This window comes from Rhodophyticola porphyridii (assembly GCF_003688285.1).
GTDB lineage: Bacteria > Pseudomonadota > Alphaproteobacteria > Rhodobacterales > Rhodobacteraceae > Rhodophyticola > Rhodophyticola porphyridii.
Genome location: NZ_RCNT01000010.1, coordinates 134,269 through 154,924, shown reverse-complemented (window position 1 = coordinate 154,924; position 20,656 = coordinate 134,269). Strand labels below are relative to the sequence as shown.

The following is a 20,656-nucleotide window of genomic DNA, read 5'->3' as shown; positions in this document are numbered from 1 at the left end:
CGGTTTGGTTCCTTATTCTGCCGCCATGTCCTTGATCGGCGTCTTCGGCACATCGCAATTCGCATCGATGAAATCAAGGACAAGCGGGCGGATGTTGTTGCGCCAGCTCTTGCCTGCGAAGATCCCGTAATGGCCAGCCTCGGGCTCGATATAGCTGGCCTTCTTGCTGGCCGGCAGCCCGGTGCAGAGATCAAGGGCGGCCACGCATTGACCGGGTGCGGAGATATCGTCCTTGCCGCCTTCGACGGTTTTCACCGCAACCGTGGTGATCTTGCCGATATCGACCAGCTTGCCCGCGACGGTGAAGCGGTTCTGCGCGATCTCCAGTTCCTTGAAGATCCGCTCGACGGTGGAAAGATAGAACTCCGCCGTCATATCCATCACCGCGAGATATTCGTCGTAGAACTTGTTGTGCTTGTCATGGTCAGAGGCGTCGCCCTTGGCCACGCGCAGGATCTGGTCGGTGAAGGCCTTGCTGTGCTTGTCGGCATTCATCGCCATGAAGCTGGAGAGCTGTTGCAGGCCGGGATAGACCATGCGGCCGGCGCCGGCATATTTGAAGCCGACCCGTTGCAGCATGTGGCGCTCCAACTGTCCCATGGTGATGCGGTTGCCGAAATCGGTGACATCTGTCGCCGCCGCGTCCGGGTCCACCGGGCCGCCGATCAGCGTCAGGCTGCGGGGTTGCGCCGCGGGGTCTTCCTCGGCCAGATAGGCAGTGGCGGCGAGGGCGAGCGGCGCCGGCTGGCAGACCGCGATCACGTGGCTGTCGGGCCCCATTTCGCGCAGAAAATCAACCAGATAAAGTGTGTAATCCTCGATGTCGAATTTGCCGGCGCTGACAGGAATGTCGCGCGCATTGTGCCAATCCGTGATATAGACGTCACAATCGGGCAGCAGGCTTATGACAGTGGAACGGAGGAGGGTGGCATAGTGACCGGACATTGGCGCCACAAGCAGGACCTTGCGGCCGGTGGGGGCGCGTCCCTGTACCTTGAAGCGGATCAGGTCGCCGAAGGGGCGCGTGACCACGGTTTCGACGATGACCGAATGGTCGCGCCCGTCATCGCCGGCGATGGAATGGATGTTCCAGTCGGGCTTGACGACCATGCGGGCAAAGCTGCGCTCCATCACCTCGCCCCAGGCGGCGGTCATCTGGATCGCGGGATTCGCGATGAGCCCGAGTTGCGGATAGGAACACATGGCCCGCGCGGTGGAGCCCAGCCACTGGTTGGTGACACGCATGGATTCCATGAAATCATAGGTGAGAAGGTACTTCATACTGCTCTCCAGCCAAGATGCGCCCGGAACGCGACGGGTTCGGGTCTATTCGTCGCTTTGCCCCCTCACCGCGGCATCGCTATGAATGCACATGCAGCATTTGAGGGGTAAAAGCAAGCAATGTCCGGGATGAACGGGGAGGAAAACGAGATGGGCGAGAACCTGGATCGGTTGAATGAGAACCTCGCAAAAATGGAAGAGTTGAGCAAACGCATGGTCGCCGCGATCTCCGCGCGGGAGCCGGCGGATGCAGGGCTGCAGGGTCCGGGGCAGGATCTGTATCTGAAGGCCGGGACCGCATATATGCGCGAAATGATGACCAACCCCGCCAAGCTTATGGAACAGCAGGTGCAGTATTGGGGCCAGACGCTGACGCATTTCATGGAAGCGCAGCAGGAACTGGCCAAGGGGCATCTGGCGGCGCCCGAGGATCACACCCCCGACGACCGCCGTTTCGCCAACCCGATGTGGAAGACGCACCCCTATTTCAACTTCATCAAGCAGCAATATCTGATCTCCTCGGCCGCGATCGAAAAGGCGGTTTCGGAGCTCGATACCCTGGATGACAAGGACAAGAAGCGGGTGGAGTTCTTCTCCAAGCAGATCATCGACCTGTTCTCGCCCACCAATTATCTGGCCACCAATCCCGACGCGCTGGAACGCGCGGTGGAAACCGATGGCATGAGCCTCGTTCAGGGGCTGGAAAATTTGGTGCGCGATATCGAGAGCCACCATGGCGAAGTGCTGCCCACGCTGGCGGATCCGAACGCCTTCAAGGTGGGCGAAAACATCGGCACCGCGGAGGGCGCCGTGGTGTTCCGCAACCGGATGATGGAGCTGATCCAGTATGCGCCGACCACGGAAAAGGTGCACAAGACCCCGCTTGTCATCTTCCCGCCATGGATCAACAAATTCTACATTCTCGATCTCAAGGCGCAGAACAGCCTGATCCGCTGGATCGTCGATCAGGGCTATACGCTGTTCGTGGTAAGCTGGAAGAACCCCGACGAAACTTACGCAGATGTCGCGATGGAGACCTATGTCGAGGAGGGGTATCTGGAGGCGATCCGCGTTGCGCGCGAGATCACCGGTGAAAAACAGGTCAATGCGATCGGCTACTGCATCGCGGGCACGACGCTGAGCCTGACACTGGCCTATCTGAAGAAGAAGGGCGACAGGTCGGTGAAATCGGCGACATTCTTCACCACGCTGACCGATTTCTCGAATCAGGGCGAATTCAGCGTCTTTCTGGAGGACGATTTCGTCGACGCGATCGAACGGCAGGTGGCCGACGAGGGGATACTGGACAGCTATTACATGTCCAAGACCTTCAGTTTCCTTCGGGCCAACGATCTGGTTTATGGCCCCGCGGTGCGCAGCTACATGATGGGAGAGGCGCCTCCGGCCTTCGATCTGCTTTACTGGAATGGCGACAGCACCAACCTGCCGGGCAAGATGGCGATGCAGTATCTGCGCGGCCTGTGTCAGGGCAACGGGCTGGCGGGCGAGGGCTTCGAGGTTCTGGGCGAAACGGTGCATCTGTCGGAGGTGACGGTGCCCGTCTGCGCGATTGCCTGCGAGACGGACCATATCGCCGCATGGAAGGACAGTTTCCGCGGCGTGGTGCAGATGGGATCGAAGGACAAGACCTTCATCCTGTCGGAATCGGGCCATATCGCGGGGATCGTGAACCCGCCCTCCAAGAAGAAATACGGTCATTACATGAACCCGGAGGTGAGCGGCGCGCCCGAAGCCTGGCTGGAGGCCGCAAGCTATCACGAAGGGTCGTGGTGGCCGCGCTGGGAAACCTGGCTGAAAAAGCGGTCGGGCACGCAGATAAAGGCGCGTATTCCGGGTGAGTCGGGGTATGATGTTCTGGCGCCCGCCCCGGGAACCTATGTTCTGGCCAAGACAAATAGCTGATTTCCCTTAAGGAAACCGGGTCCAGCGAAAGTCTATGCTGCAGTGCAGAAAATGCTTGCAATGCCGCACTGCAGCATCTATATCATGTTCATCCGCAGCAAAGCGCCCCGCCACAGGGGATGACAGGAGACTAGACCAATGGCAAAGACCAACGATTTCACCAAATACGTCAGCGAAATGATGTCCGCCTACCCGATGGACATGTCCGCAATGAACGACGCGTTCAAAACCTCCGCCGCACTCGGCGAGCGTATGTCCAAAGTGGCTCTGGAAGCCGCCGAGAAATCCACCGAGATTTCCTCGAAATGGACCAAAGACACCATCGCCAAGATGGGTGACGTCGCCGCCGTCAAGGACGAGCCGACCGACTACACCAAATCCCTGACCGATTTCGCATCGGCACAGGCAGAGATGGCCGCCGAGAACATGGCCGCTTTCGCCGAAGTCGCGAAAAAAGTGCAGATGGAAACCGTCGAGCTGATGATGGCCGCGGGCAAGGAAGCTTCGGAAGAAGCCACCGCAGCCGTGAAGAAAGCCACCGCAGACGTGACCACGGCCGCCAAAAAAGCGACCGCGAAGTAAGCGATCAGACGCGGCAACGCGACACGCCGATGTCCTCCCCATCGGTGTGATCTGGAAGGGTGGGCTCCGAAACGGGCCCGCCCTTTTCTTGTATAAGAAATCCGGTGATTGCTTTTCTTCTGCAACTGCGTAGGCTGATCTATGCTGCACTGCAGGGAAGGGACTTGTGTCATGGCAAAAACCGCAGAACCGCTTCTCATCAAGCGCTATGCCAGCAGACGGCTCTATAATACCGAAACCTCGGACTACGTGACGCTGGAGGATATCGCCGGCTTCATCCGCGAAGGCCGCGAGGTCAAGATCGTCGATCTGAAATCCGGCGACGACCTGACCCGCCAGTATCTCCTTCAGATCATTGCCGAACATGAAAGCCGCGGGGAGAATGTTCTGCCGCTTGCGGTGCTGACCGATCTGGTCCGCAGCTATCAGACCCAGGCGCGCAGCGTGGTGCCCGATTTTCTGGCCATGTCATTCGAGATGCTGAAAGACGGGCAATCGAAGATGGTCGAGAACATGGCCGCGATAAATCCGATGGTGAACATGCCGGGATTCGATACGATGCGCGCGCAGCAAGAGGCGTTCTTCAAGGCGATGACCGGCGGTCTGGGCAACCAGTGGAGCGGCCCGGCACCGGAAGAGGAGGACGAAGCCGACACCGCACCCTCGGAAGAGCTCGACGAGATCAAGAAGCAACTGGCCGAGTTGCAAAGCAAGCTGTCGAAGATGTAGGGCCACCCTGTTCCGGCGGCTTGATCCGGGCGGCGCGGCATCTGCCTGAGGGCGGATGCAGGTGCCCCGCCCTTAGGCGACCTCCGAAAAAACCTGCTTCAACGCGGCATCCAGTTTCCCGAACATCTCATCCATCTGCGCATCGGTGAGGATGAAGGGCGGGCAAAGTACGACGGATTGGCCGAGCGGCCGGCAGATCAGCCCGTGATCAGTGCAGGTATTTGCGATGCGCTCGGAGACCGACAAGGCCGCCTCGAACGGTGTCTTGGTGTCGCGGTCCCGTACCGCTTCCAGCGCCCACATGTAGCCGATGCCGCGCAGTTCGCCGATATTGGGATGTCCGGCGATCTCGCTCAGCCCGGCCTGCATGCGCGGCGCGCCTTCGCGCACCCGGTCCATCAGGCCCTCGTTCAGGATCACGTCGATGGCTTTCAGCGCCACCGCGCAGCCGACCGGGTGGCCGGAGGCGGTGAAGCCATGGGGGAACTCCTCGATCTCGTCTATGGCGGCCTGCATCCGGTCGCTGAGATCGGGCCCGAGGATCACCGCGCCCATCGGGAAGTATCCTGCGGTCAGGTTCTTGGAACTGATGATCGCATCGGGCATGAAATCATAGGTGAGCGCGCCCCAGATCTCTCCCGTCCGGCCGAATCCGCAAATCACCTCGTCCGAGATCAGCGGGATGCCGTGGCGCCGCAGGACCGCCTGGACCGCCTGAAAATACCCTTCGGGCGGGGGAATGACGCCGCCTGCGCCCATGACCGGCTCGGCCACGAAGCCCGCGATCGTGTCGGCGCCTTCGCGGTCGATCACCCCGTCCAGTTCGGCGGCCAGACGGGCGGTGAACTCCGCCTCGCTTTCGCCGTCGCGCCCCTCGCGCCAGTAATGCGGGCAGGTCAGGTGAAGAAACCCGTCAAGGGGCAGGCCGAACACTTCGTTATAGGGTTTGCCCGTCATCGAGGCGGAGACGGCCGTAACGCCGTGATAGCCGTTTTTCCGGGTCAGGATCTTGGTGGCTTGCGGCCGGCCTTCGGCGCGGTTGAGGAACCACAGCATCTTGACCAGCGTGTCATTCGCCTCGGACCCGGAGTTGGTGTAAAACACCTTGCCACGCGGGAAGGGCGAGACATTGACCAGCGTCTCCGACAGCGCGACCGTCTGGTCGGACATGCGCCCGAAAAAGGCGTGATAGCCGGGGAAACGGTCATACTGGGCCTTCGCGGCTTCGGCCAGGCCCTTGTGGTCGAACCCGGCGACCATGTTCCAGAGGCCCGAATTGCTGTCGAGATACTTCTTGCCGTTGGTGTCGAAGATGTAGGGCCCCTCGCCATGGGTCACGACGACCGTGCCGCGATCGCGGACCGAGGGCAGATCGGTAAAGCCGTAAAGCGCGTATTGCGCGGCCCGGGCTTCCCAGGAGTTGGGCGCGTGGTCGTTCATCGGAGGGGCTCCCGAATTGGCGTTTGCGCCACGCTAGACCTGCCCGGCGCGGCCCGCAATCACCCTTGTGACCGGGAACCCCGCCGGGCCGCGACGTTCCTTGCCCTCAGGTGCCGTAGGCGCGGCTTTCGCCCATGATATCCTCCGCCGCGGCGATCAGGGCACCGATGATGAAGTCAAGCTCGGCCCTTTGCAGCCGGGCGGGCAGCCGGACGTCGCAGGCGCGCATCAGCATCGCGCGGGTCTGCGGCAGTTCGGGCGTATCGCCGGGGATGAAGTGCCAGTTCCAGAAGGCGCGCGCATTGTCGGTGCTGAGCCCGAATACCTGCACTTTCACGCCGCGCGCGGCGGCGGCATCGGCGAAGGCGCGGGCATCCGCATCATGGTCGAAGCCTTGCAGGTTGAACTGGATCGAATCGGGTGCGCGCTCTTCCGGCGGCAAGGCGTCAGGCACGTTCAGCCATGGCGAGGAGTTCAGCGCGGCAGCCACGTAATCGTGGTTGGCCCGGCCATCGCGTACCCGGCGGGCCACCTCCGGCAATTGCGGGCGGATCACTGCGGCGCTGAGATTCTGCATCCGCATATTGTAGAGCGGCAGCCGGTTCTGCCAGCGGGCGAAGGCCTCGTGAAGGACGGCATGTTTCTTCCAGTTATGCTCGTATGCGCCCGACATGATGACCGCACGGGCAACCAGATCGGCATCATCGGTGATCAGAATGCCGCCTTCGCCCGCGTTGACCAGCTTGTAGGACTGGAAACTGAAGCAGCCGACCCGCCCGATGGTGCCGACCTTGCGCCCGTTCCAGAGCGTGCCGAGCGAATGCGCGGCGTCCTCGATCACGGGGATGCCGGCTTCATCGCAGAGCGCCATGATCGCGTCCATGTCCGATGTGTGGCCACGCATGTGAGAGATGATGACCGCACCGGCCCCGGGCAGTTTCGCGGCGAAATCATCCATGTCGATGCGATAGTTCCGGCCGACTTCGACCAGGACGGGCCGGCAATTGGCGTGGACGATGGCGGAGGGCACGGCGGCGAAGGTGAAGGCCGGGATCAGGACACGGGCGTCCCTGGGCAGGTCCAGTGCGCAGAGCGACAGGAAAAGCGCGGCCGAGCAGGAGGAGACGGCAAGCGCGTATCTGGAGCCCATGAGTGCGGCGAATTCCTGCTCCAGCAGGGCCACGGGCGCGTCTTCGGGGGCGGTGTAGCGAAAGAGATCGCCGGATTGCAGGAGCCGGTCGATCTCGGCGCGGGCGGCCTCGGGGATCGGTTCGGCGTCGTAGACATTGGGGGCGAGGGCCATCATTTCACCTTTTCGAAAACTCCTATTTCAGTTTTCTTTACATGCAAAGCGCGGGGAAATCCAGCGGGGCAGCGCCCCTGGCGCGTTTTTCCGCGATCAGATGCCCAATTTGTCGCGCAACCCGTACCAGGTCATGGCGGAGACGAGCAGGGGCCATCTGAGTGCCGCGCCGCCGGGAAAACGGGGCGATGGCACGCGGGCCATGACATCGAACCGGTCGGTCTGGCCCTGAATGGCCTCGGCGATCATCCGGCCCGCCAGCGTGGCCATCGCGACCCCGTGGCCGGAATAGCCCGAGGCCGACCAGAGGCCCGGACGGGTTTGAGCGAAATGCGGCATCCGGTTCATGGTGATGGCCAGCGTGCCGCCCCAGGCATGGGTGATCTCCACATCTGCCAGATGGGGGAAGGTCCGCGCCAGCGGCCTGCGGACCAGCGCGGCGATGTCGCGCGGGAACCGGTAGCCGTAGCTTTCGCCGCCCCCGAAAAGCAGCCGGTTGTCGGCTGTGGTGCGATAGTAATTGACCACGAAGTTGCTGTCGGCGGCGCAGATGCGGCTGTGCAGGGCCGCACCCCGGGGCAACGGCGCGGTGGCGACGATGAAGTTGTTGATCGGCATGACGCGGGCCGCGGTCTGGGGGTGCAGGCCGCCCAGATAGCCGTTACAGGCCAGAACCACCTGACCGGCGCGCACGGTACCGGCTTCGGTTGTCACATGGCCCGGAGCGACCTGCCGGACGTGGCTTTTCTCGTGGATCGTGACGCCCGCGGCAGAGGCCATGCGGGCCAGCCCCGACACATAGGCCAGCGGGTTCAGATGGGCGGAGACATGGTCGATGACGCCGCCGGCATAGACATTCGTGTTGACGTAGCCGCGCAGGCCCGCGGCATCCAGAGGCTCGGCCTGCGTATAATCGTAATGCCGCGCCAGATACGCGACATAGTCATGGCTTTCGGTGACGCCCTTTGCCTGCCATTCCGCATGCAGCGCGCCGGATTGCAGGTCGCAGGAGATCTCACCTTCCTCTATAAGATCCCGGACGATGCGGACGCTGTCGAGCCCGATCTGCCAGAGCTTCCGGGCGTCGTCCCGGCCCACCATCCGCTCCAGTGCGATCTGGTCCAGACGCTGGCCGCCCAGAACCTGCCCGCCATTGCGCCCCGATGCGCCGAAGCCCACGCGATGGGCGTCGAGCACAACCACGGAACGGCCCGCGCGAGCCAGATGCAGCGCGGCCGACAGACCGGTGAAACCCGCGCCGACGATGCAGATATCGGCGCGCGTCTCGCCCCGGAGCGCGGGGAAGGGCGCAAGCGGCGGGGTGACCTCCGCATACCAGCTTGGCGGGAGGGCGCCCTGCCGGTCATTGGCGAAAAGCAGATCCATCGCGCTCAGACGTTAAGCAGAAGATGCTCCCGCTCCCACGGGCTGATCACTTGCAGGAACTCCTTGTATTCCAAGGCCTTGACGGCTGCATACACGCGGGCGAAATCGGGGTGCAGCACCTCGGCCATCGCGGTGTTCGCAGTGAACAGTTCCAGCGCGGCGTCAAGCCCGCGCGGGATCGCATCGTCGGCATCATAGGCATCGCCGGTGTATTCGGGACCGGTATCCAGCCTTTCCGTCAGGCCGAGATAGCCGCAGGCGAGCGAGGCGGCGATGCCGAGATAGGGGTTGCAGTCCATCCCCGGAAGCCGGTTTTCGACGCGTCGCGCGCCCGGATCGGAAATCGGGATGCGGATGCCGGTCGTGCGGTTGTCACGGCCCCATTCAAGGTTGATGGGCGCGGCGAAATCGGGGACGTAGCGGCGGTAGCTGTTCACGTAGGGCGCCAGAAGCGCGATGACCGAGGGCAGGTGACGCTGCATGCCGCTGATGAAATGGCCGAAGGCGGGGGTTTCGGCCCCGTCCGCGGCGGAGAAGATATTGGCCCCGGTTTCGGCATCCACCACCGAATGGTGAATATGCATCGCGCTGCCGGGTTCGCCCTCGATCGGCTTGGCCATGAAGGTGGCATAGCAGCCATGGCGGTGGGCCGCCTCGCGGATCAGGCGTTTGTAGAAAAAGATCTCGTCGGCCAGCCGCACCGGGTCGCCATGGCGCAGGTTCAGTTCGATCTGGCCGGCACCGCCTTCCTGCAGGATGCCGTCGATTTCCAGCCCCTGCGCCTCGGCGAAATCGTAGATATCGTCGATCACGGGGCCGTATTCATCCACCGCGGACATCGAATAGGCCTGCCGGGCGGCGGCGGGCCGGCCCGAGCGGCCCATGGGCGGTTTGATCGCCTGCCCGGGATCGGTATTGGGCGCGACGAGGAAAAACTCCATTTCGGGCGCCACGATCGGCTGCCATCCCTTGGCGTTGTAGAGCGCCTCCACCCGTTTCAGGACGTTCCGGGGAGCGTAGGGTACGGGCCGGCCCTGCTGATCGTCGATATTGTGGATCACCTGAAGGGTCCAGTCCGCGGTCCAGGGGGCCGGGGTGGCGGTGTCGAAATCCGGTGTGAGGATCATATCGGGTTCGGTGAAGCCATCGGGTGCGGCATCCGCCCAATCCCCGGTGATCGTCTGGAAGAAGATCGAATTGGGCAGATAGAAATGGCTTTGCTTGGCGAATTTGGCGCCCGGCATCGCCTTGCCACGGGCAATCCCGGCCAGATCGGAGACGATGCATTCGACCTCGTCCAGCGTCCGGCCTTTCAGATAGGCCTGTGCGGTCTCGGGCAGCTTGTCGAGAAACTCATGCATCGACCCGGGCCTTCTTGAGCACCTCGGCCAGCATCAGGGCAATATCGGCGGCGTCGTTGGGTTGCGGCAGATCGGCGGCGGCCTGCGTGAGTTGGTCCTCCGGTACGATACCGGGCCCGCGATGGGTGATGAGACCGGCCATGATCGCGGCGTCGAATTCTGGATGGGGCTGCACCGTCAGGATCCGCGGGCCATAGGCCAGCACCGCATTGGCGCAGAAATCCGACTGGCCCAGCACTTCCGCCCCCGCTGGCAGGTCGACGACCTGATCCTGATGCCAGGCGTTGAGATGGAAGGTTTTCCCGCCGATGCGGTAGCTTTGCCGTCCGACGGACCAGCCGCCGGCGAATTTCTCCACCCGGCCGCCAAGGGCCTGTGCGATGACCTGATGGCCGAAACAGATGCCGACCATGGGCCGTTCCGCCGCGCGGATGGCGCGGATCAACTCTTCCAGCGGCGGGATCCACGGATGATCCTCGTAAGCGCCGTGTTTGGAGCCGGTCACGAGCCACGCGTCGGCGGCGGCGGGGCCGTCGGGAAACTCCATATCGACCACGTTGAAGACGCGGAAGTCAAAGCCGTGCCCGTCGAGAAGCCGCCGGAACATGCTGTCGAAATCGCCGTGGGTTTGCCGGATCTCGTCAGAGGCGTGGCCGGTTTGCAGGATGCCGAGGATCATTGGGGGTGCCCGTTCGATATTGTGACGTGAAGCTATGCCTGCGCCGGGGCGGCGGCAAGAGGCGTCAGACCGTATCGAGATAGAGCTGCGTCTGCTCCTCGGGGCTGAGTTCGGCCATGTAGTGGCGTTCCTGCCGTTTGGTGGCCAGCAGATTGGTGACCAGTTCGGGCCGGAAGATCCGCGGGATCTGGGGGCAGGCGGCAAAGCTGTCGATCGCGGCACCCCATGAGGTCGGCAATTGCGCGAGGCTCTGGCCATAGGCGTTGCCGGTCACCGCGGCCGGGGGCATCGCGGCATCCTCGATCCCGTTCAGCGCCGCGCCGAGGATCGCCGCGATGAAGAGATAGGGATTGATATCGCCGCCGGCGACGCGGTGTTCGATCCGTCGTGCGGCGGGCGCGCCCGCCGGAATACGCAGTGCGGTTGTGCGGTTTTCGTAGCCCCAGGCGATGCCGGTGGGCGCGTGCGCCCCGGCCACGAAGCGATCGTAGCTGGAGGCATGGGGCGCGAAGATCAGCATCGAGCCCGGCATCGCGGCGAGGCATCCGGCAACCGCATGGCGCAATGCGGCCGATCCCTCCGGGCCGCCGTCATCGAAGATGTTGCGGCCATCGGCGTCGAGGACGGAGAAATGGCTGTGCAGGCCGTTGCCGGAGTAATCCGCATAGGGTTTGGCCATGAAACTGGCAGCGAACCCGTGCTTGCGCGCCAGCCCGCGCACCATCACCTTGAAGAGCCAGGCATCGTCGGCGGCCTTCATCGCGTCGGGCTGGTGCATCAGGTTAATCTCGAACTGGCCCGGGCCGGCCTCGGAAATGGCGGTGTCGGCGGGGATATCCATCGCCTCGCAGGCGTCGTAGAGATCGGTGAAGAAGATATCGAACGCATCGAGCTGCCGCATGGCCAGCGTTTCTGCCTGATGGCGGCGTTTGCCCGAAACGGGCGATTTCGGCACCCTGAGATCCGGGCCGCGGTCGTCGATGATGTAGAATTCCAGTTCGGTCGCGACCACGGGCGTCAGGCCCCGCGCGGTGTAGCGGGCCAGCACATGGGCCAGCGCCTGACGCGGATCCCCGTCATAGGGGCGGCCATCCTCGTGGAACATCCAGATCGGCAGCAGCGCCGAGGGCGCGGAGAGCCACGGCATGGGCAGGAACCCGCGCTCGGTCGGCCGCAGGACGCCATCGGGGTCGCCGGCCTCGAAGACAAGGGGGCTGTCGTCGATATCCTCGCCCCAGATGTCGAGATTCATCACCGAATAGGGAAAGCGCGTACCCTCTTCGGCCACCTTGCCCGCAAAGCGCCGGGCGATGCGCTTGCCGCGGGCCTGACCATTCAGATCGGCGGCGGCGACGCGGATCGATTTCACCTCGGGATGGTCGGCCAGATAGTCGCTCATCGGATCAGGTTCGGGCGATAGCGCAGCTTGCTGCGGGTTTCGGAGGGCAGGTGGCGGTTGAGACGGGCATTGATCATGCCGAACAGCATGATGATGCACAATGTCAGGATCACGAAATAGCCCGCCACGATGGGGTAGGGGATGAAGGGGTTGAAGGTCCTGTCTGCGAAATACTGCGCGTAATAGAGCGCGTCACCCTTTTGCTGGAAGGCCGGAAAGCCGGAGAAGTAGACCAGCGTCGTGGCGTGGAAGAGGAAAATCGCCTCATTCGTGTAGGAGGGCCATGCCAGACGCATGGTTGTGGGGAACACCACGCGGCGGAAGCGCGTCCATCCGGTCAGGCCATAGGCGTCGGCGGCCTCCAGATCGCCCTTGGGCACGGAGCGGAGCGCGCCATAGAAGATCTCCGCCGCATAGGCGGAGGTGTTGAGAAAGAGCACGATCAGCGCCCCCAGCCACGCCCGCGCGAACCAGCGCGTTTCGGCGGTGATCTCCGCAAAGCCGAGATTGATGTCGATGCCGACCCGCGGCAGCAGCACGAAGGTCTCGTAGGCCAGAAAGAACTGGATGAAGAGCGGCGAGCCGCGGAAGATGAAGATGAACCATTCCGCCGGTTTGCGCGTGATCCAGGGGCGGCTGTTCTTGGCCACGGCAAGCGCGACCGCGAAAAAGAACCCAGACATCAGGGCCAGCGCGCCGAAATAGACGTTCCAGATCATCCCCGAGCCGATCAGGGTGAACTGCTCGCACAGCGTGATATCACCGCGCGGCAGCAGACGTTCCCCATAGCCGAGCGAGCGGAGGCCGTAATCCTGTATGGTTTGAAGGCAGCTCATCGGCGGACCTCTCCGGCAGCGCCAGGGCCAACGCGCCGCGCCGCTCCCGCCGCGGCGACGGGCCCGCGCGCCTCTGATGCCCGGCCCGGCCCGGTCATGCGACCGCCTTGCGCTGGTCTTCGCCGGCCATCGTGGCCTGCCCGCGCGACAGTCTGCGGGTCAGACGGCCAAGCAGGATTTCCGAAATCCGCGTCATCCCGAGATAGAAGACGAGCAGGCCCAGAAAATACCACAGACGCCAGTCGGGATGCGGATACTGGTATTGCGAGGTTCTGGAGCCGCCAAGTTCGCGGGCCCAGTAGACGATATCCTCTACCCCCAGCAGGAACAGAAGCGGGGTCGCCTTGATCAGGATCATCCAGAGATTGGAGAGCCCGGGCAGCGCGTAGATCCACATCTGCGGGACGAGGATGCGCCAGAATGTCTGCCGCCGGGTCATGCCATAGGCCTCGCCGGTTTCAAGCTGCGCGCGCGGCACGGCGCGCATGGCGCCGAAAAGCACATTGGCCGCGAAGGCACCGAAGACGATGGCGAAGGTGAACACCGCGATACTGAAGTTATACGCCTCATGAACCCACTGGGGCGCATTGCTTTGCGGGATCTTGGCCGCGTCGCAGACGATGAAATTCGCGCCCTGCCTGATCGGATCGGTCCAGTCGGGGCAGGCGGCCTGATGGGCCAGCCATTCCAGCGCCTGATCGAGCGCGATGACGAAGAACAGGAAGAACGCGATATCGGGCACACCGCGCACCATCGCGGTGTAGGTCTTGCCGATCCAGCGCAGTGGCGCGACATGGGAACGCGACGCCATCGCCCCGGCAAAACCGAAGACAAGCGCCACGGGCGCGGTGATGGCCAGCAGGAGCAGAACCGTCAGAAAGCTCTGATAGAACCGGAAATGCACCCCGTTGGTCAGGTAGCAGGCGAACCATCTGGCGGTTTCCAAAGCGCTGGGATCTTCGCAGAATTCGAACATTGCGCCTCAGCTTCCTTGGTGCGGGCCCTGCGGGCGGGCCGGGGCGGATGGCGGTGCGGACGGTATCCGGACAAGGGCGCCCGGGCGATCAAATCAGCCCCGGCGCCCCCGTCCCGCCCTTGATCAGAAGGTTGCCGCTTCCTCGCCGAACCACTCGATGATCAGCGCGTTCAGCGTGCCGTCATCCTTCATCGACTGGATGGCGGCGTTGAACGCCTCGCGCAGTTCGGTATCGGTTTCGCGGAGACCCATACCGACGCCGCCGCCCAGTTGCACCGGGTCGCCGACGACCATCAGATCGGCGTCTTCATTCGCGATCGGCAGAAGGAAATCGCCATCGGCGAAAACCGCGTCGGCCTCGCCGTTGCGCACGGCGGCCACGGTTTCGTCAGGGGTCGCGAATTCAAGAAGCGTCGCGCCGGTTTCGGCGATGTAGCCAGCCTGGATCGTGTTGGTCTGCGCCGCGATCACGCCGCCTTCGAGATCGGCGTCTTCGCTGAGCGCCACGAAGAGAGACGAGGCGGGCGGGATGTAGTTCTGGGTGAAATCGATCACCTCGTCCCGTTCATCGGTGATGCTCATGCCGGCGATGATGGTGTCGTAATTGCCCGAGGTCAGGTTGGGGATGATCGAATCCCAGTCGTTCAGGACCCACTCGCAGGTCAGTTCGGCGCGGGCGCAAAGCTCATCGCCCAAAACCCGCTCGAACCCGTCCACTTCGCCATCGTCGTTGATGAAGTTGTAGGGGGGGTAGGCGCCTTCGGTGCCCATGCGGACGACCGAATGGGCATCGGCGAGCGCGGCGCCCGCGGACATTGCCAGAAGTGTGGCGGACAGAATGATATTTTTCATTTTGGTACTCCCTGGTTGATATTGTCTCAGGCGGCCTGGCCGTGACTGAGGAATTGCTGAAGGCGCGTCGATCTGGGCGCGCCGAAAAGCTGCTCGGGGGGGCCTTCTTCTTCGATGCGGCCCTGATGCAGGAAAATGACGTGATCGCTGACATCGCGGGCCAGCCGCATGTCATGGGTGACCAGTATCATCGTCCTGCCTTCGTTTGCCAGATCCTTGATAACCTTGACAACTTCCTGCTCAAGCTCCGGGTCGAGGGCCGAGGTCGGCTCATCGAACAGAAGTGCACGCGGCTGCATGCAGAGTGCCCGTGCAATCGCGGCGCGTTGCTGCTGGCCGCCCGAAAGCTGGGCCGGCCATGCCTCGCATTTCGCGCCAATCCCGACCTTGTCCAGCAGCGCGCGGGCGCGGGCTTCGACCTCGGCCCTGTCCTCGCCCAGCACGGTGACCGGGGCCTCCATCACATTTTGCAGGATCGACATATGCGCCCAGAGGTTGAACTGCTGGAACACCATCGACAGATTGGTCCGGATCCGGGTGACCTGCGCCGGATTGGCGGGGCGGCGCTGGTGACCGGTGCCGCGCCATTCCACTGCCTCCCCCTCGAAGCGGATCTCGCCCTCCTGGCTGTCCTCAAGCAGGTTCGCACAGCGCAGCAGCGTGGATTTCCCGGATCCCGAGGAGCCGATCAGGGACACGACATCGCCCGCCGAGGCGCATAAGTCGACACCTCGCAGCACCTCAAGGGCGCCGAAACTTTTGTGCAGACCAGTGATTTCGATCACCGGGGGTGTGGCAGAGGTCACGTTTGCGCAGGATCCCTGTTGTTTTGGAGAGTTGTCATGAGAATCAGGGTGATTGCAACGGATTCGTGGCCGATGACCTTGGGGGAGGTGGCCGATTCTGCGGAAAAACAGGGCAGACGCCTAGGGTTTGGGCGGAATGGGTTGCGCCAGGTAGGCCGATTCGGGGATATCGGAAAAGCCCCGGAGGCCGAGCGCCGCCCGGTCCGTGGGGCCGAGGGCGGCCAATGCGCTGTCCAGCGCGGCGCGGATCGGGGCGGCGCTTTGCGATCTGGCGGTGATGAGCGGCAGGCCGGGCGTCGGCGCGGTGCGCGCCACCTCGACCAGATCGGCTGTGAAGGGGGCGTGGCGGGTCAGCAGCCGCCATGTCTGCGCGTCGATCGCGGCCAGATCGGCCCGGGCTTCGGCCACTGCGCGGGCGGAGGCCTCATGCGCGCCGGTCATCAGCGGTGCGTCAAGACGGTGCCCGGTCGCCGCGGCCCATGTGCTGAGCGCGGCCCAGCCCGACTGGCTGAGCGCGTCGTTCACCGCGGGCCTCGGCCCGGGCTCGGCGCTGCGGGCCACGATGACGCTGTTGTAATGGCCGGGCGGACAGCCGGGCAGCGCGTAGTCGGGGGTGGTCACCAGTGTGACATGGGGCGCGAGACGGGCGCGATAGGGCAGTCCGCAGGTCTGCGCAAGGATCAGATCGGGGCTTTGCCAGATCTCCCAGGGGTCCGTGCCGCGGGTCAGCGCGGCCGGCGCATCGAGACCGAGCCTGCGCAGCGCATCGCGGATCAGCGCCCAGAGCCTGTCTGTCGCGTCCCGGATTTCCACCCGGTCGTACATGGGCAGGGCCGCGATCATTCCCGCCGCGCATCCACCCTTTGGCGGGCCAGATTGCTGTCCATGTCATTGACGCCAAGCATCGGGGCCACCAGCCGCATCAGCGCGTCTTCGTCATCGTCGCGCACACCGTCGGCCAGAACGATTTCCCACAAGGTCTCGACCACTTCCTTGCGGTTTTCATAGGGAACGGCATCCTTGATCGCCCGGGTGAAGCGGACCGTGTCCGGGGCTTCGGACTCCAGGGTTTCCGCCTCGGTTCTCAGCTTGCTGGCTTCGAATGGCGACAGCCCGTAACGGCTGGCCAGGAGCCTGTCGATCCGGTCGATCTCGGCTTGGGCGTAATCGCCATCGGTGCGCGCGATGCGCACCAGAAGTGCTGCCAGCGCCAGGCTGGCGTCGGGTTGCGACATCGGTTCAGGGTCGGGGGCCGTCAATCGGCGCAGAAAATCACCAAACATGGGCCTTCATATGGGTCTTGGCCTGCATTCGTAAAGCGCGCTTTAATCATCGGACCTAATGCCCCCTGCCGGAACGGTCAGGAGGTGCAAGGCTCACCCCGGCGCGCGGATCTGCCCGTGAGAGATCGGAACGGCCCCGCCTGCGATGCGGATCGCAACGATCCGTGCGCCGGCGATCTCCGTCGTCAGCCGGATGGCGCTGGGGCGGCCCATTTCGACCCCCTGACGCAGATCGGTGACGGTGGTGCCGTCCGTCAGCGCGCCATTGGCCAGAAGCTGGCCCGCGAGGATCGCGCTTGCAGATCCGGTGGCGGGGTCTTCTTGGATGCCGGCGGTGGGGGAGAACATGCGCGCGCGATAGCCGGTGCCGTTGGCGGTGTAGAGATAGGCGCTGTCCACATCCGCGGCCTCCATCAGCTCGGACCACTGCGGCTCAACCGGGCGGGCGCGGGCAAGCGCGCCAAGATCGGCGACGGGCGCATAGAGAAAGGCCGGCCCACCCTGCCAAATGCCGGGGTTGTGCGGGCCGATCGCGGCCCGGGGCAGACCCAGAGCGGCGGCGATCAGGGCCGGATCGGCGGTGCCGGGATGGGGGACGGGGATTTTCGGCGCGGTCAGTTCGGCGGTAATGCTTTGCCCCCGGCGGGTGACGGTGACCGGGACAAGGCCCACAACCTCTTCCAAGGTGATCAGCGTCTCGAAGTCGCCGGCGGGCTGTGCGGTGCTGGCCAGGTGGATCGCGCAGCCAATGGTGGGATGCCCGGCGAAGGGGATTTCGGCGGTGGGAAAGAAGATGCGGACCTTGGCGGTGTGGGCGGGGTCGTCCGGGGTCTGCACGAAGATGGTTTCGCTGAGATTGAACTCGCGCGCCAGAGCCTGCATCTGCGCGGTGCCGAGCGCATCGGCCTGCTCCACGATTGCGAGCGGGTTTCCGGCGAATGCGGTGTCCGTGAAGACGTCATAGGTGGCGTAGTGCAGCATTATGCGTCTGATCCGGTCGGGGCCTCGTATATGCAGGATTGATCCGGCGGGGAGAGATTGGCAAGGCCCGTTCGATGCCGCCCGCGTGGCGCAAGCGCGGGAAACGGGGCGCGCGACCGCCGCGCCCCGTTTCCAAGGGTGCCGAAGGCATCAGAAATGGTAGGCGATGCCCATGGTCACGCTGTCGGCATTCACATTCGTGCCCGGCGGGATCGGTCCGCCGCTCAGATCCATATCCGAGCGGATGTATTCGATCCGGGCCGAGATGTTGCTTGTCAGCATCGCCTCCACGCCCAGCCCGAAAATGGCGCCGTCCGCCTCCAGCGTGAAGGGTGCGCCGGTGATCGACACATCCGTCTGCGCATAGCCGAGAGAGCCGTAAAACAGGGCGTTGCCAATGGCATAGCCCGCGCGCGCACGAATGGTGAGCAGCCCTTCAAGCGTCAGATCCATGGCGGGGGTGATCTCGATGCTGGTATCCGAGTTGTAGTTCAGCTCGCCGCCGATGACGAAGTGATCCCCCACCGCGTGGTTGTATCCGCCGAAGACGCCGACGCTCTGACCGCTGCCGAGCGGGATGAAAAGTCCATCGATTTCGGGGCTGATCGAGTTTGCCTGCAAACCGCCGTAAAACCCCTGCCACTGCAGGGCGTCCTGCGCCAAGGATGCGGTGGCCAGGGTCAGGGAACAGGCTGTCGCCAAGCCAAGTGTTTTGAGAATTTTTTGCATTAACCAAGTCTCCATTTCGAGCTGGGCGAAACTGCGACAGCTCTGTCTTGGGACGGGCGGGGGGATGTGAAGGTTCAAAGCGATGTCGCCTGCGCGTGTCCGGGTCCAAATTGGTTGCATTTCCGCAACAGGCCGGCAGTCGGGCAAGGGGCAGCCGGTCATGCCGCCAGAGAGGCAGAGGGCAGGGGCCGGGCACGGGCAGAACGATTTTCGGCAAGATCCAATCGCGGGGGCGGCGGCGCGGTGCCGGACTGGACGCGGGCGTCTGGTGAGGGAGGGACGCCTCGGCCGGTGCGGCGACGCGCCGGGGGGTGCTGGGGGCGCGCTAGACCAGTCGCGAATTGTCCTTGGCGGCGCGCACGAAATCCCGAAACAGCGGATGCGGCGCGAAGGGTTTCGATTTCAGTTCGGGGTGGAACTGAACGCCGATGAACCACGGGTGATCCTTGACCTCGACAATCTCGGGCAGGCGACCGTCCGGCGACATGCCGGAGAAGATGAGCCCCTGCTTTTCAAGCGCATCGCGATAGCGGATATCCACCTCATAGCGGTGGCGGTGGCGTTCCTCGATCGCGGTGTTACCGTAGACTTCGGCCACCTTGGTGCCTTCGGTCAGAACGGCGTCATAGGCGCCAAGGCGCATGGTGCCGCCCTTGTCGTCGCCGGGCTTTCGCTTGACCTTGTGATTGCCCTGCACCCATTCCTTCAGGTGATAAACCACCGGCGTGAAACGCTTCTTTCCGGCCTCATGGTCGAACTCCTCCGATCCGGCATCGCCCAGATCGGCCAGATTGCGGGCGGCTTCGATCACTGCCATCTGCATGCCCAGACAGATGCCGAGATAGGGGATCTTGCGGGTGCGGGCGAACTCCGCAGCCTTGATCTTGCCTTCGGTCCCGCGTTCGCCGAAGCCGCCGGGCACCAGAATGGCGTGAAAGCCTTCAAGCCAGGGGGCGGGGTCTTCACGCTCGAAGATCTCCGCGTCTATCCATTCGGCCACCACGCGGACGCGGTTGGCCATGCCGCCATGGGTCAGCGCCTCGGCAATCGACTTATATGCGTCTTCAAGCTGGGTATATTTGCCCACGATGGCGACGCGCACCTCGCCCTCGGGATTGTGGATGCGGTCGGCCACGTCTTCCCAGACGTCCAGATTGGGCTTCGGGGCCGGCGCGATGCCGAACGCATCCAGCACAGCCTGATCCATGCCCTCCCGATGATAGGCGAGCGGCGCCTCGTAGATGGATTTCAGATCCTGCGCGGCAATGACCGCATCGGGCCGCACATTGCAGAACAGCGCGAGTTTCTCGCGCTCCTTTTCCGGGATCGGCCCTTCGGAACGGCAGACCAGTATATCCGGGGCCAGACCGATGGAGCGCATTTCCTTGACGCTGTGCTGGGTAGGTTTGGTCTTCAGCTCGCCCGAGGCCTTGATATAGGGCAGCAGCGTGAGATGCATGAAAACGCATTGGCCGCGCGGCTTGTCCTGGCCGAACTGCCGGATCGCTTCGAAAAACGGCAGCCCTTCGATATCACCGACGGTGCCGCCGATTTCGCAGAGCATGAAATCGACCTCATCCTCACCGATGGAGATGAAATCCTTGATCTCGTTCGTGACGTGGGGAATCACCTGAATGGTCTTGCCGAGATAGTCGCCGCGACGTTCCTTCTCCAGAACGTTGGAATAGATCCGCCCGGAACTGACGCTGTCGGTATTGCGCGCGGCCACGCCGGTGAAGCGTTCGTAATGGCCCAGATCGAGATCGGTTTCAGCGCCGTCATCGGTGACGAACACCTCGCCATGTTCGAACGGGCTCATCGTGCCGGGGTCGACGTTCAGATAGGGATCGAGCTTGCGCAGCCGCACCGTGTAGCCCCGCGCCTGAAGCAAGGCACCGAGCGCTGCCGAGGCAAGGCCCTTGCCAAGCGACGACACAACACCGCCGGTGATGAAGATAAAACGCGCCATCTGATCTTGAAACTCCCCGTGAGGATGGACCAAACCCTGCCGTCCGGCGCCCATCCGAATCCGTCTATCACGGGATTTAAGAATAACAGGATTCGCCCAGAAAGGACAAGAAAAACGCTACATGATGTAAACTGACGGGGC

19 protein-coding genes are annotated in these 20,656 nt (G+C 63.6%); 3 read left to right on the top strand and 16 right to left on the bottom strand.

Annotated elements, in window-relative coordinates; translation table 11 throughout:
- Window positions 1-12: 12 nt before the first annotated feature.
- Complete coding sequence (gene phaZ, locus D9R08_RS17490; RefSeq protein WP_121899371.1) at window positions 13-1,281, bottom strand: polyhydroxyalkanoate depolymerase; 1,269 nt, start codon at window positions 1,279-1,281, stop codon at window positions 13-15.
- Window positions 1,282-1,410: 129 nt separating this feature from the next.
- On the opposite strand from phaZ, the gene phaC reads away from it, so the two are divergent.
- The 3 genes from phaC (at window position 1,411) to phaR (ending at window position 4,515) form a co-directional block, all read left to right on the top strand.
- Window positions 1,411-3,204 (top strand): class I poly(R)-hydroxyalkanoic acid synthase, encoded by a 1,794-nt coding sequence (gene phaC, locus D9R08_RS17485; protein WP_407690618.1) that lies wholly within the window; start codon window positions 1,411-1,413, stop codon window positions 3,202-3,204.
- A 138-nt stretch (window positions 3,205-3,342) separates the two neighbouring features.
- The gene (locus D9R08_RS17480) at window positions 3,343-3,786 is read left to right on the top strand and encodes a phasin family protein (RefSeq protein ID WP_121899368.1); all 444 of its coding nucleotides are present in this window, start codon (window positions 3,343-3,345) and stop codon (window positions 3,784-3,786) included.
- Window positions 3,787-3,957: 171 nt separating this feature from the next.
- Window positions 3,958-4,515 (top strand): polyhydroxyalkanoate synthesis repressor PhaR, encoded by a 558-nt coding sequence (gene phaR / locus D9R08_RS17475; protein WP_121899366.1) that lies wholly within the window; start codon window positions 3,958-3,960, stop codon window positions 4,513-4,515.
- Between the two features lie 72 nt (window positions 4,516-4,587).
- On the opposite strand, the gene D9R08_RS17470 is transcribed toward phaR, so the two are convergent.
- The 15 genes from D9R08_RS17470 to D9R08_RS17400 form a co-directional block, all read right to left on the bottom strand.
- Entirely contained in the window at window positions 4,588-5,955 is a 1,368-nt protein-coding gene (locus tag D9R08_RS17470) for an aminotransferase (RefSeq protein ID WP_121899364.1), read from the bottom strand.
- A gap of 106 nt (window positions 5,956-6,061) precedes the next feature.
- Window positions 6,062-7,258, bottom strand: coding sequence for a DegT/DnrJ/EryC1/StrS family aminotransferase (locus D9R08_RS17465; protein WP_121899430.1), 1,197 nt, complete (start codon window positions 7,256-7,258; stop codon window positions 6,062-6,064).
- Between the two features lie 96 nt (window positions 7,259-7,354).
- Window positions 7,355-8,644, bottom strand: a complete 1,290-nt coding sequence (locus D9R08_RS17460) for an NAD(P)/FAD-dependent oxidoreductase (protein WP_121899363.1) — start codon at window positions 8,642-8,644, stop codon at window positions 7,355-7,357.
- 5 nt (window positions 8,645-8,649) lie between these two features.
- Window positions 8,650-10,005 (bottom strand): glutamine synthetase family protein, encoded by a 1,356-nt coding sequence (locus D9R08_RS17455; protein WP_121899362.1) that lies wholly within the window; start codon window positions 10,003-10,005, stop codon window positions 8,650-8,652.
- Complete coding sequence (locus D9R08_RS17450) at window positions 9,998-10,684, bottom strand: type 1 glutamine amidotransferase (RefSeq protein WP_121899360.1); 687 nt, start codon at window positions 10,682-10,684, stop codon at window positions 9,998-10,000. The genes D9R08_RS17455 and D9R08_RS17450 overlap by 8 nt, the downstream gene beginning before the upstream one ends.
- 64 nt (window positions 10,685-10,748) lie before the next feature.
- Window positions 10,749-12,083: a glutamine synthetase family protein gene (locus D9R08_RS17445; protein WP_121899359.1), complete on the bottom strand. Its 1,335-nt coding sequence runs from the start codon at window positions 12,081-12,083 to the stop codon at window positions 10,749-10,751.
- Complete coding sequence (locus tag D9R08_RS17440; protein WP_121899357.1) at window positions 12,080-12,919, bottom strand: ABC transporter permease; 840 nt, start codon at window positions 12,917-12,919, stop codon at window positions 12,080-12,082. Before D9R08_RS17440 ends, D9R08_RS17445 begins: the two co-directional genes overlap by 4 nt.
- A gap of 94 nt (window positions 12,920-13,013) precedes the next feature.
- On the bottom strand, window positions 13,014-13,895 hold the full coding sequence (locus tag D9R08_RS17435; RefSeq protein ID WP_121899355.1) for an ABC transporter permease: 882 nt from the start codon (window positions 13,893-13,895) through the stop codon (window positions 13,014-13,016).
- A 123-nt stretch (window positions 13,896-14,018) separates the two neighbouring features.
- Window positions 14,019-14,747 (bottom strand): transporter substrate-binding domain-containing protein, encoded by a 729-nt coding sequence (locus D9R08_RS17430; protein WP_121899353.1) that lies wholly within the window; start codon window positions 14,745-14,747, stop codon window positions 14,019-14,021.
- A 26-nt stretch (window positions 14,748-14,773) separates the two neighbouring features.
- Window positions 14,774-15,553, bottom strand: a complete 780-nt coding sequence (locus tag D9R08_RS17425; protein ID WP_121899352.1) for an ABC transporter ATP-binding protein — start codon at window positions 15,551-15,553, stop codon at window positions 14,774-14,776.
- Between the two features lie 120 nt (window positions 15,554-15,673).
- On the bottom strand, window positions 15,674-16,396 hold the full coding sequence (locus D9R08_RS17420; RefSeq protein ID WP_121899351.1) for a phosphate/phosphite/phosphonate ABC transporter substrate-binding protein: 723 nt from the start codon (window positions 16,394-16,396) through the stop codon (window positions 15,674-15,676).
- The gene (locus D9R08_RS17415; RefSeq protein WP_121899349.1) at window positions 16,393-16,836 is read right to left on the bottom strand and encodes a tellurite resistance TerB family protein; all 444 of its coding nucleotides are present in this window, start codon (window positions 16,834-16,836) and stop codon (window positions 16,393-16,395) included. The genes D9R08_RS17420 and D9R08_RS17415 overlap by 4 nt, the downstream gene beginning before the upstream one ends.
- Before the next feature lie 93 nt (window positions 16,837-16,929).
- Window positions 16,930-17,817 (bottom strand): PhzF family phenazine biosynthesis protein, encoded by an 888-nt coding sequence (locus tag D9R08_RS17410; RefSeq protein WP_121899348.1) that lies wholly within the window; start codon window positions 17,815-17,817, stop codon window positions 16,930-16,932.
- Between the two features lie 150 nt (window positions 17,818-17,967).
- Window positions 17,968-18,546, bottom strand: a complete 579-nt coding sequence (locus tag D9R08_RS17405; RefSeq protein WP_158599040.1) for a porin family protein — start codon at window positions 18,544-18,546, stop codon at window positions 17,968-17,970.
- A 325-nt stretch (window positions 18,547-18,871) separates the two neighbouring features.
- The gene (locus D9R08_RS17400) at window positions 18,872-20,515 is read right to left on the bottom strand and encodes a CTP synthase (RefSeq protein ID WP_121899428.1); all 1,644 of its coding nucleotides are present in this window, start codon (window positions 20,513-20,515) and stop codon (window positions 18,872-18,874) included.
- Window positions 20,516-20,656 lie beyond the last annotated feature (141 nt).

Bases quoted from the DNA above. Each gene is read 5' to 3' on its own strand.
- phaZ (WP_121899371.1), bottom strand. From the start codon at position 1,281: ATGAAGTACCTTCTCACCTATGATTTCATGGAATCCATGCGTGTCACC.
- phaC (WP_407690618.1), top strand. From the start codon at position 1,411: ATGAACGGGGAGGAAAACGAGATGGGCGAGAACCTGGATCGGTTGAAT.
- D9R08_RS17480 (WP_121899368.1), top strand. From the start codon at position 3,343: ATGGCAAAGACCAACGATTTCACCAAATACGTCAGCGAAATGATGTCC.
- phaR (WP_121899366.1), top strand. From the start codon at position 3,958: ATGGCAAAAACCGCAGAACCGCTTCTCATCAAGCGCTATGCCAGCAGA.
- D9R08_RS17470 (WP_121899364.1), bottom strand. From the start codon at position 5,955: ATGAACGACCACGCGCCCAACTCCTGGGAAGCCCGGGCCGCGCAATAC.
- D9R08_RS17465 (WP_121899430.1), bottom strand. From the start codon at position 7,258: ATGGCCCTCGCCCCCAATGTCTACGACGCCGAACCGATCCCCGAGGCC.
- D9R08_RS17460 (WP_121899363.1), bottom strand. From the start codon at position 8,644: ATGGATCTGCTTTTCGCCAATGACCGGCAGGGCGCCCTCCCGCCAAGC.
- D9R08_RS17455 (WP_121899362.1), bottom strand. From the start codon at position 10,005: ATGCATGAGTTTCTCGACAAGCTGCCCGAGACCGCACAGGCCTATCTG.
- D9R08_RS17450 (WP_121899360.1), bottom strand. From the start codon at position 10,684: ATGATCCTCGGCATCCTGCAAACCGGCCACGCCTCTGACGAGATCCGG.
- D9R08_RS17445 (WP_121899359.1), bottom strand. From the start codon at position 12,083: ATGAGCGACTATCTGGCCGACCATCCCGAGGTGAAATCGATCCGCGTC.
- D9R08_RS17440 (WP_121899357.1), bottom strand. From the start codon at position 12,919: ATGAGCTGCCTTCAAACCATACAGGATTACGGCCTCCGCTCGCTCGGC.
- D9R08_RS17435 (WP_121899355.1), bottom strand. From the start codon at position 13,895: ATGTTCGAATTCTGCGAAGATCCCAGCGCTTTGGAAACCGCCAGATGG.
- D9R08_RS17430 (WP_121899353.1), bottom strand. From the start codon at position 14,747: ATGAAAAATATCATTCTGTCCGCCACACTTCTGGCAATGTCCGCGGGC.
- D9R08_RS17420 (WP_121899351.1), bottom strand. From the start codon at position 16,396: ATGATCGCGGCCCTGCCCATGTACGACCGGGTGGAAATCCGGGACGCG.
- D9R08_RS17415 (WP_121899349.1), bottom strand. From the start codon at position 16,836: ATGTTTGGTGATTTTCTGCGCCGATTGACGGCCCCCGACCCTGAACCG.
- D9R08_RS17410 (WP_121899348.1), bottom strand. From the start codon at position 17,817: ATGCTGCACTACGCCACCTATGACGTCTTCACGGACACCGCATTCGCC.
- D9R08_RS17405 (WP_158599040.1), bottom strand. From the start codon at position 18,546: ATGCAAAAAATTCTCAAAACACTTGGCTTGGCGACAGCCTGTTCCCTG.
- D9R08_RS17400 (WP_121899428.1), bottom strand. From the start codon at position 20,515: ATGGCGCGTTTTATCTTCATCACCGGCGGTGTTGTGTCGTCGCTTGGC.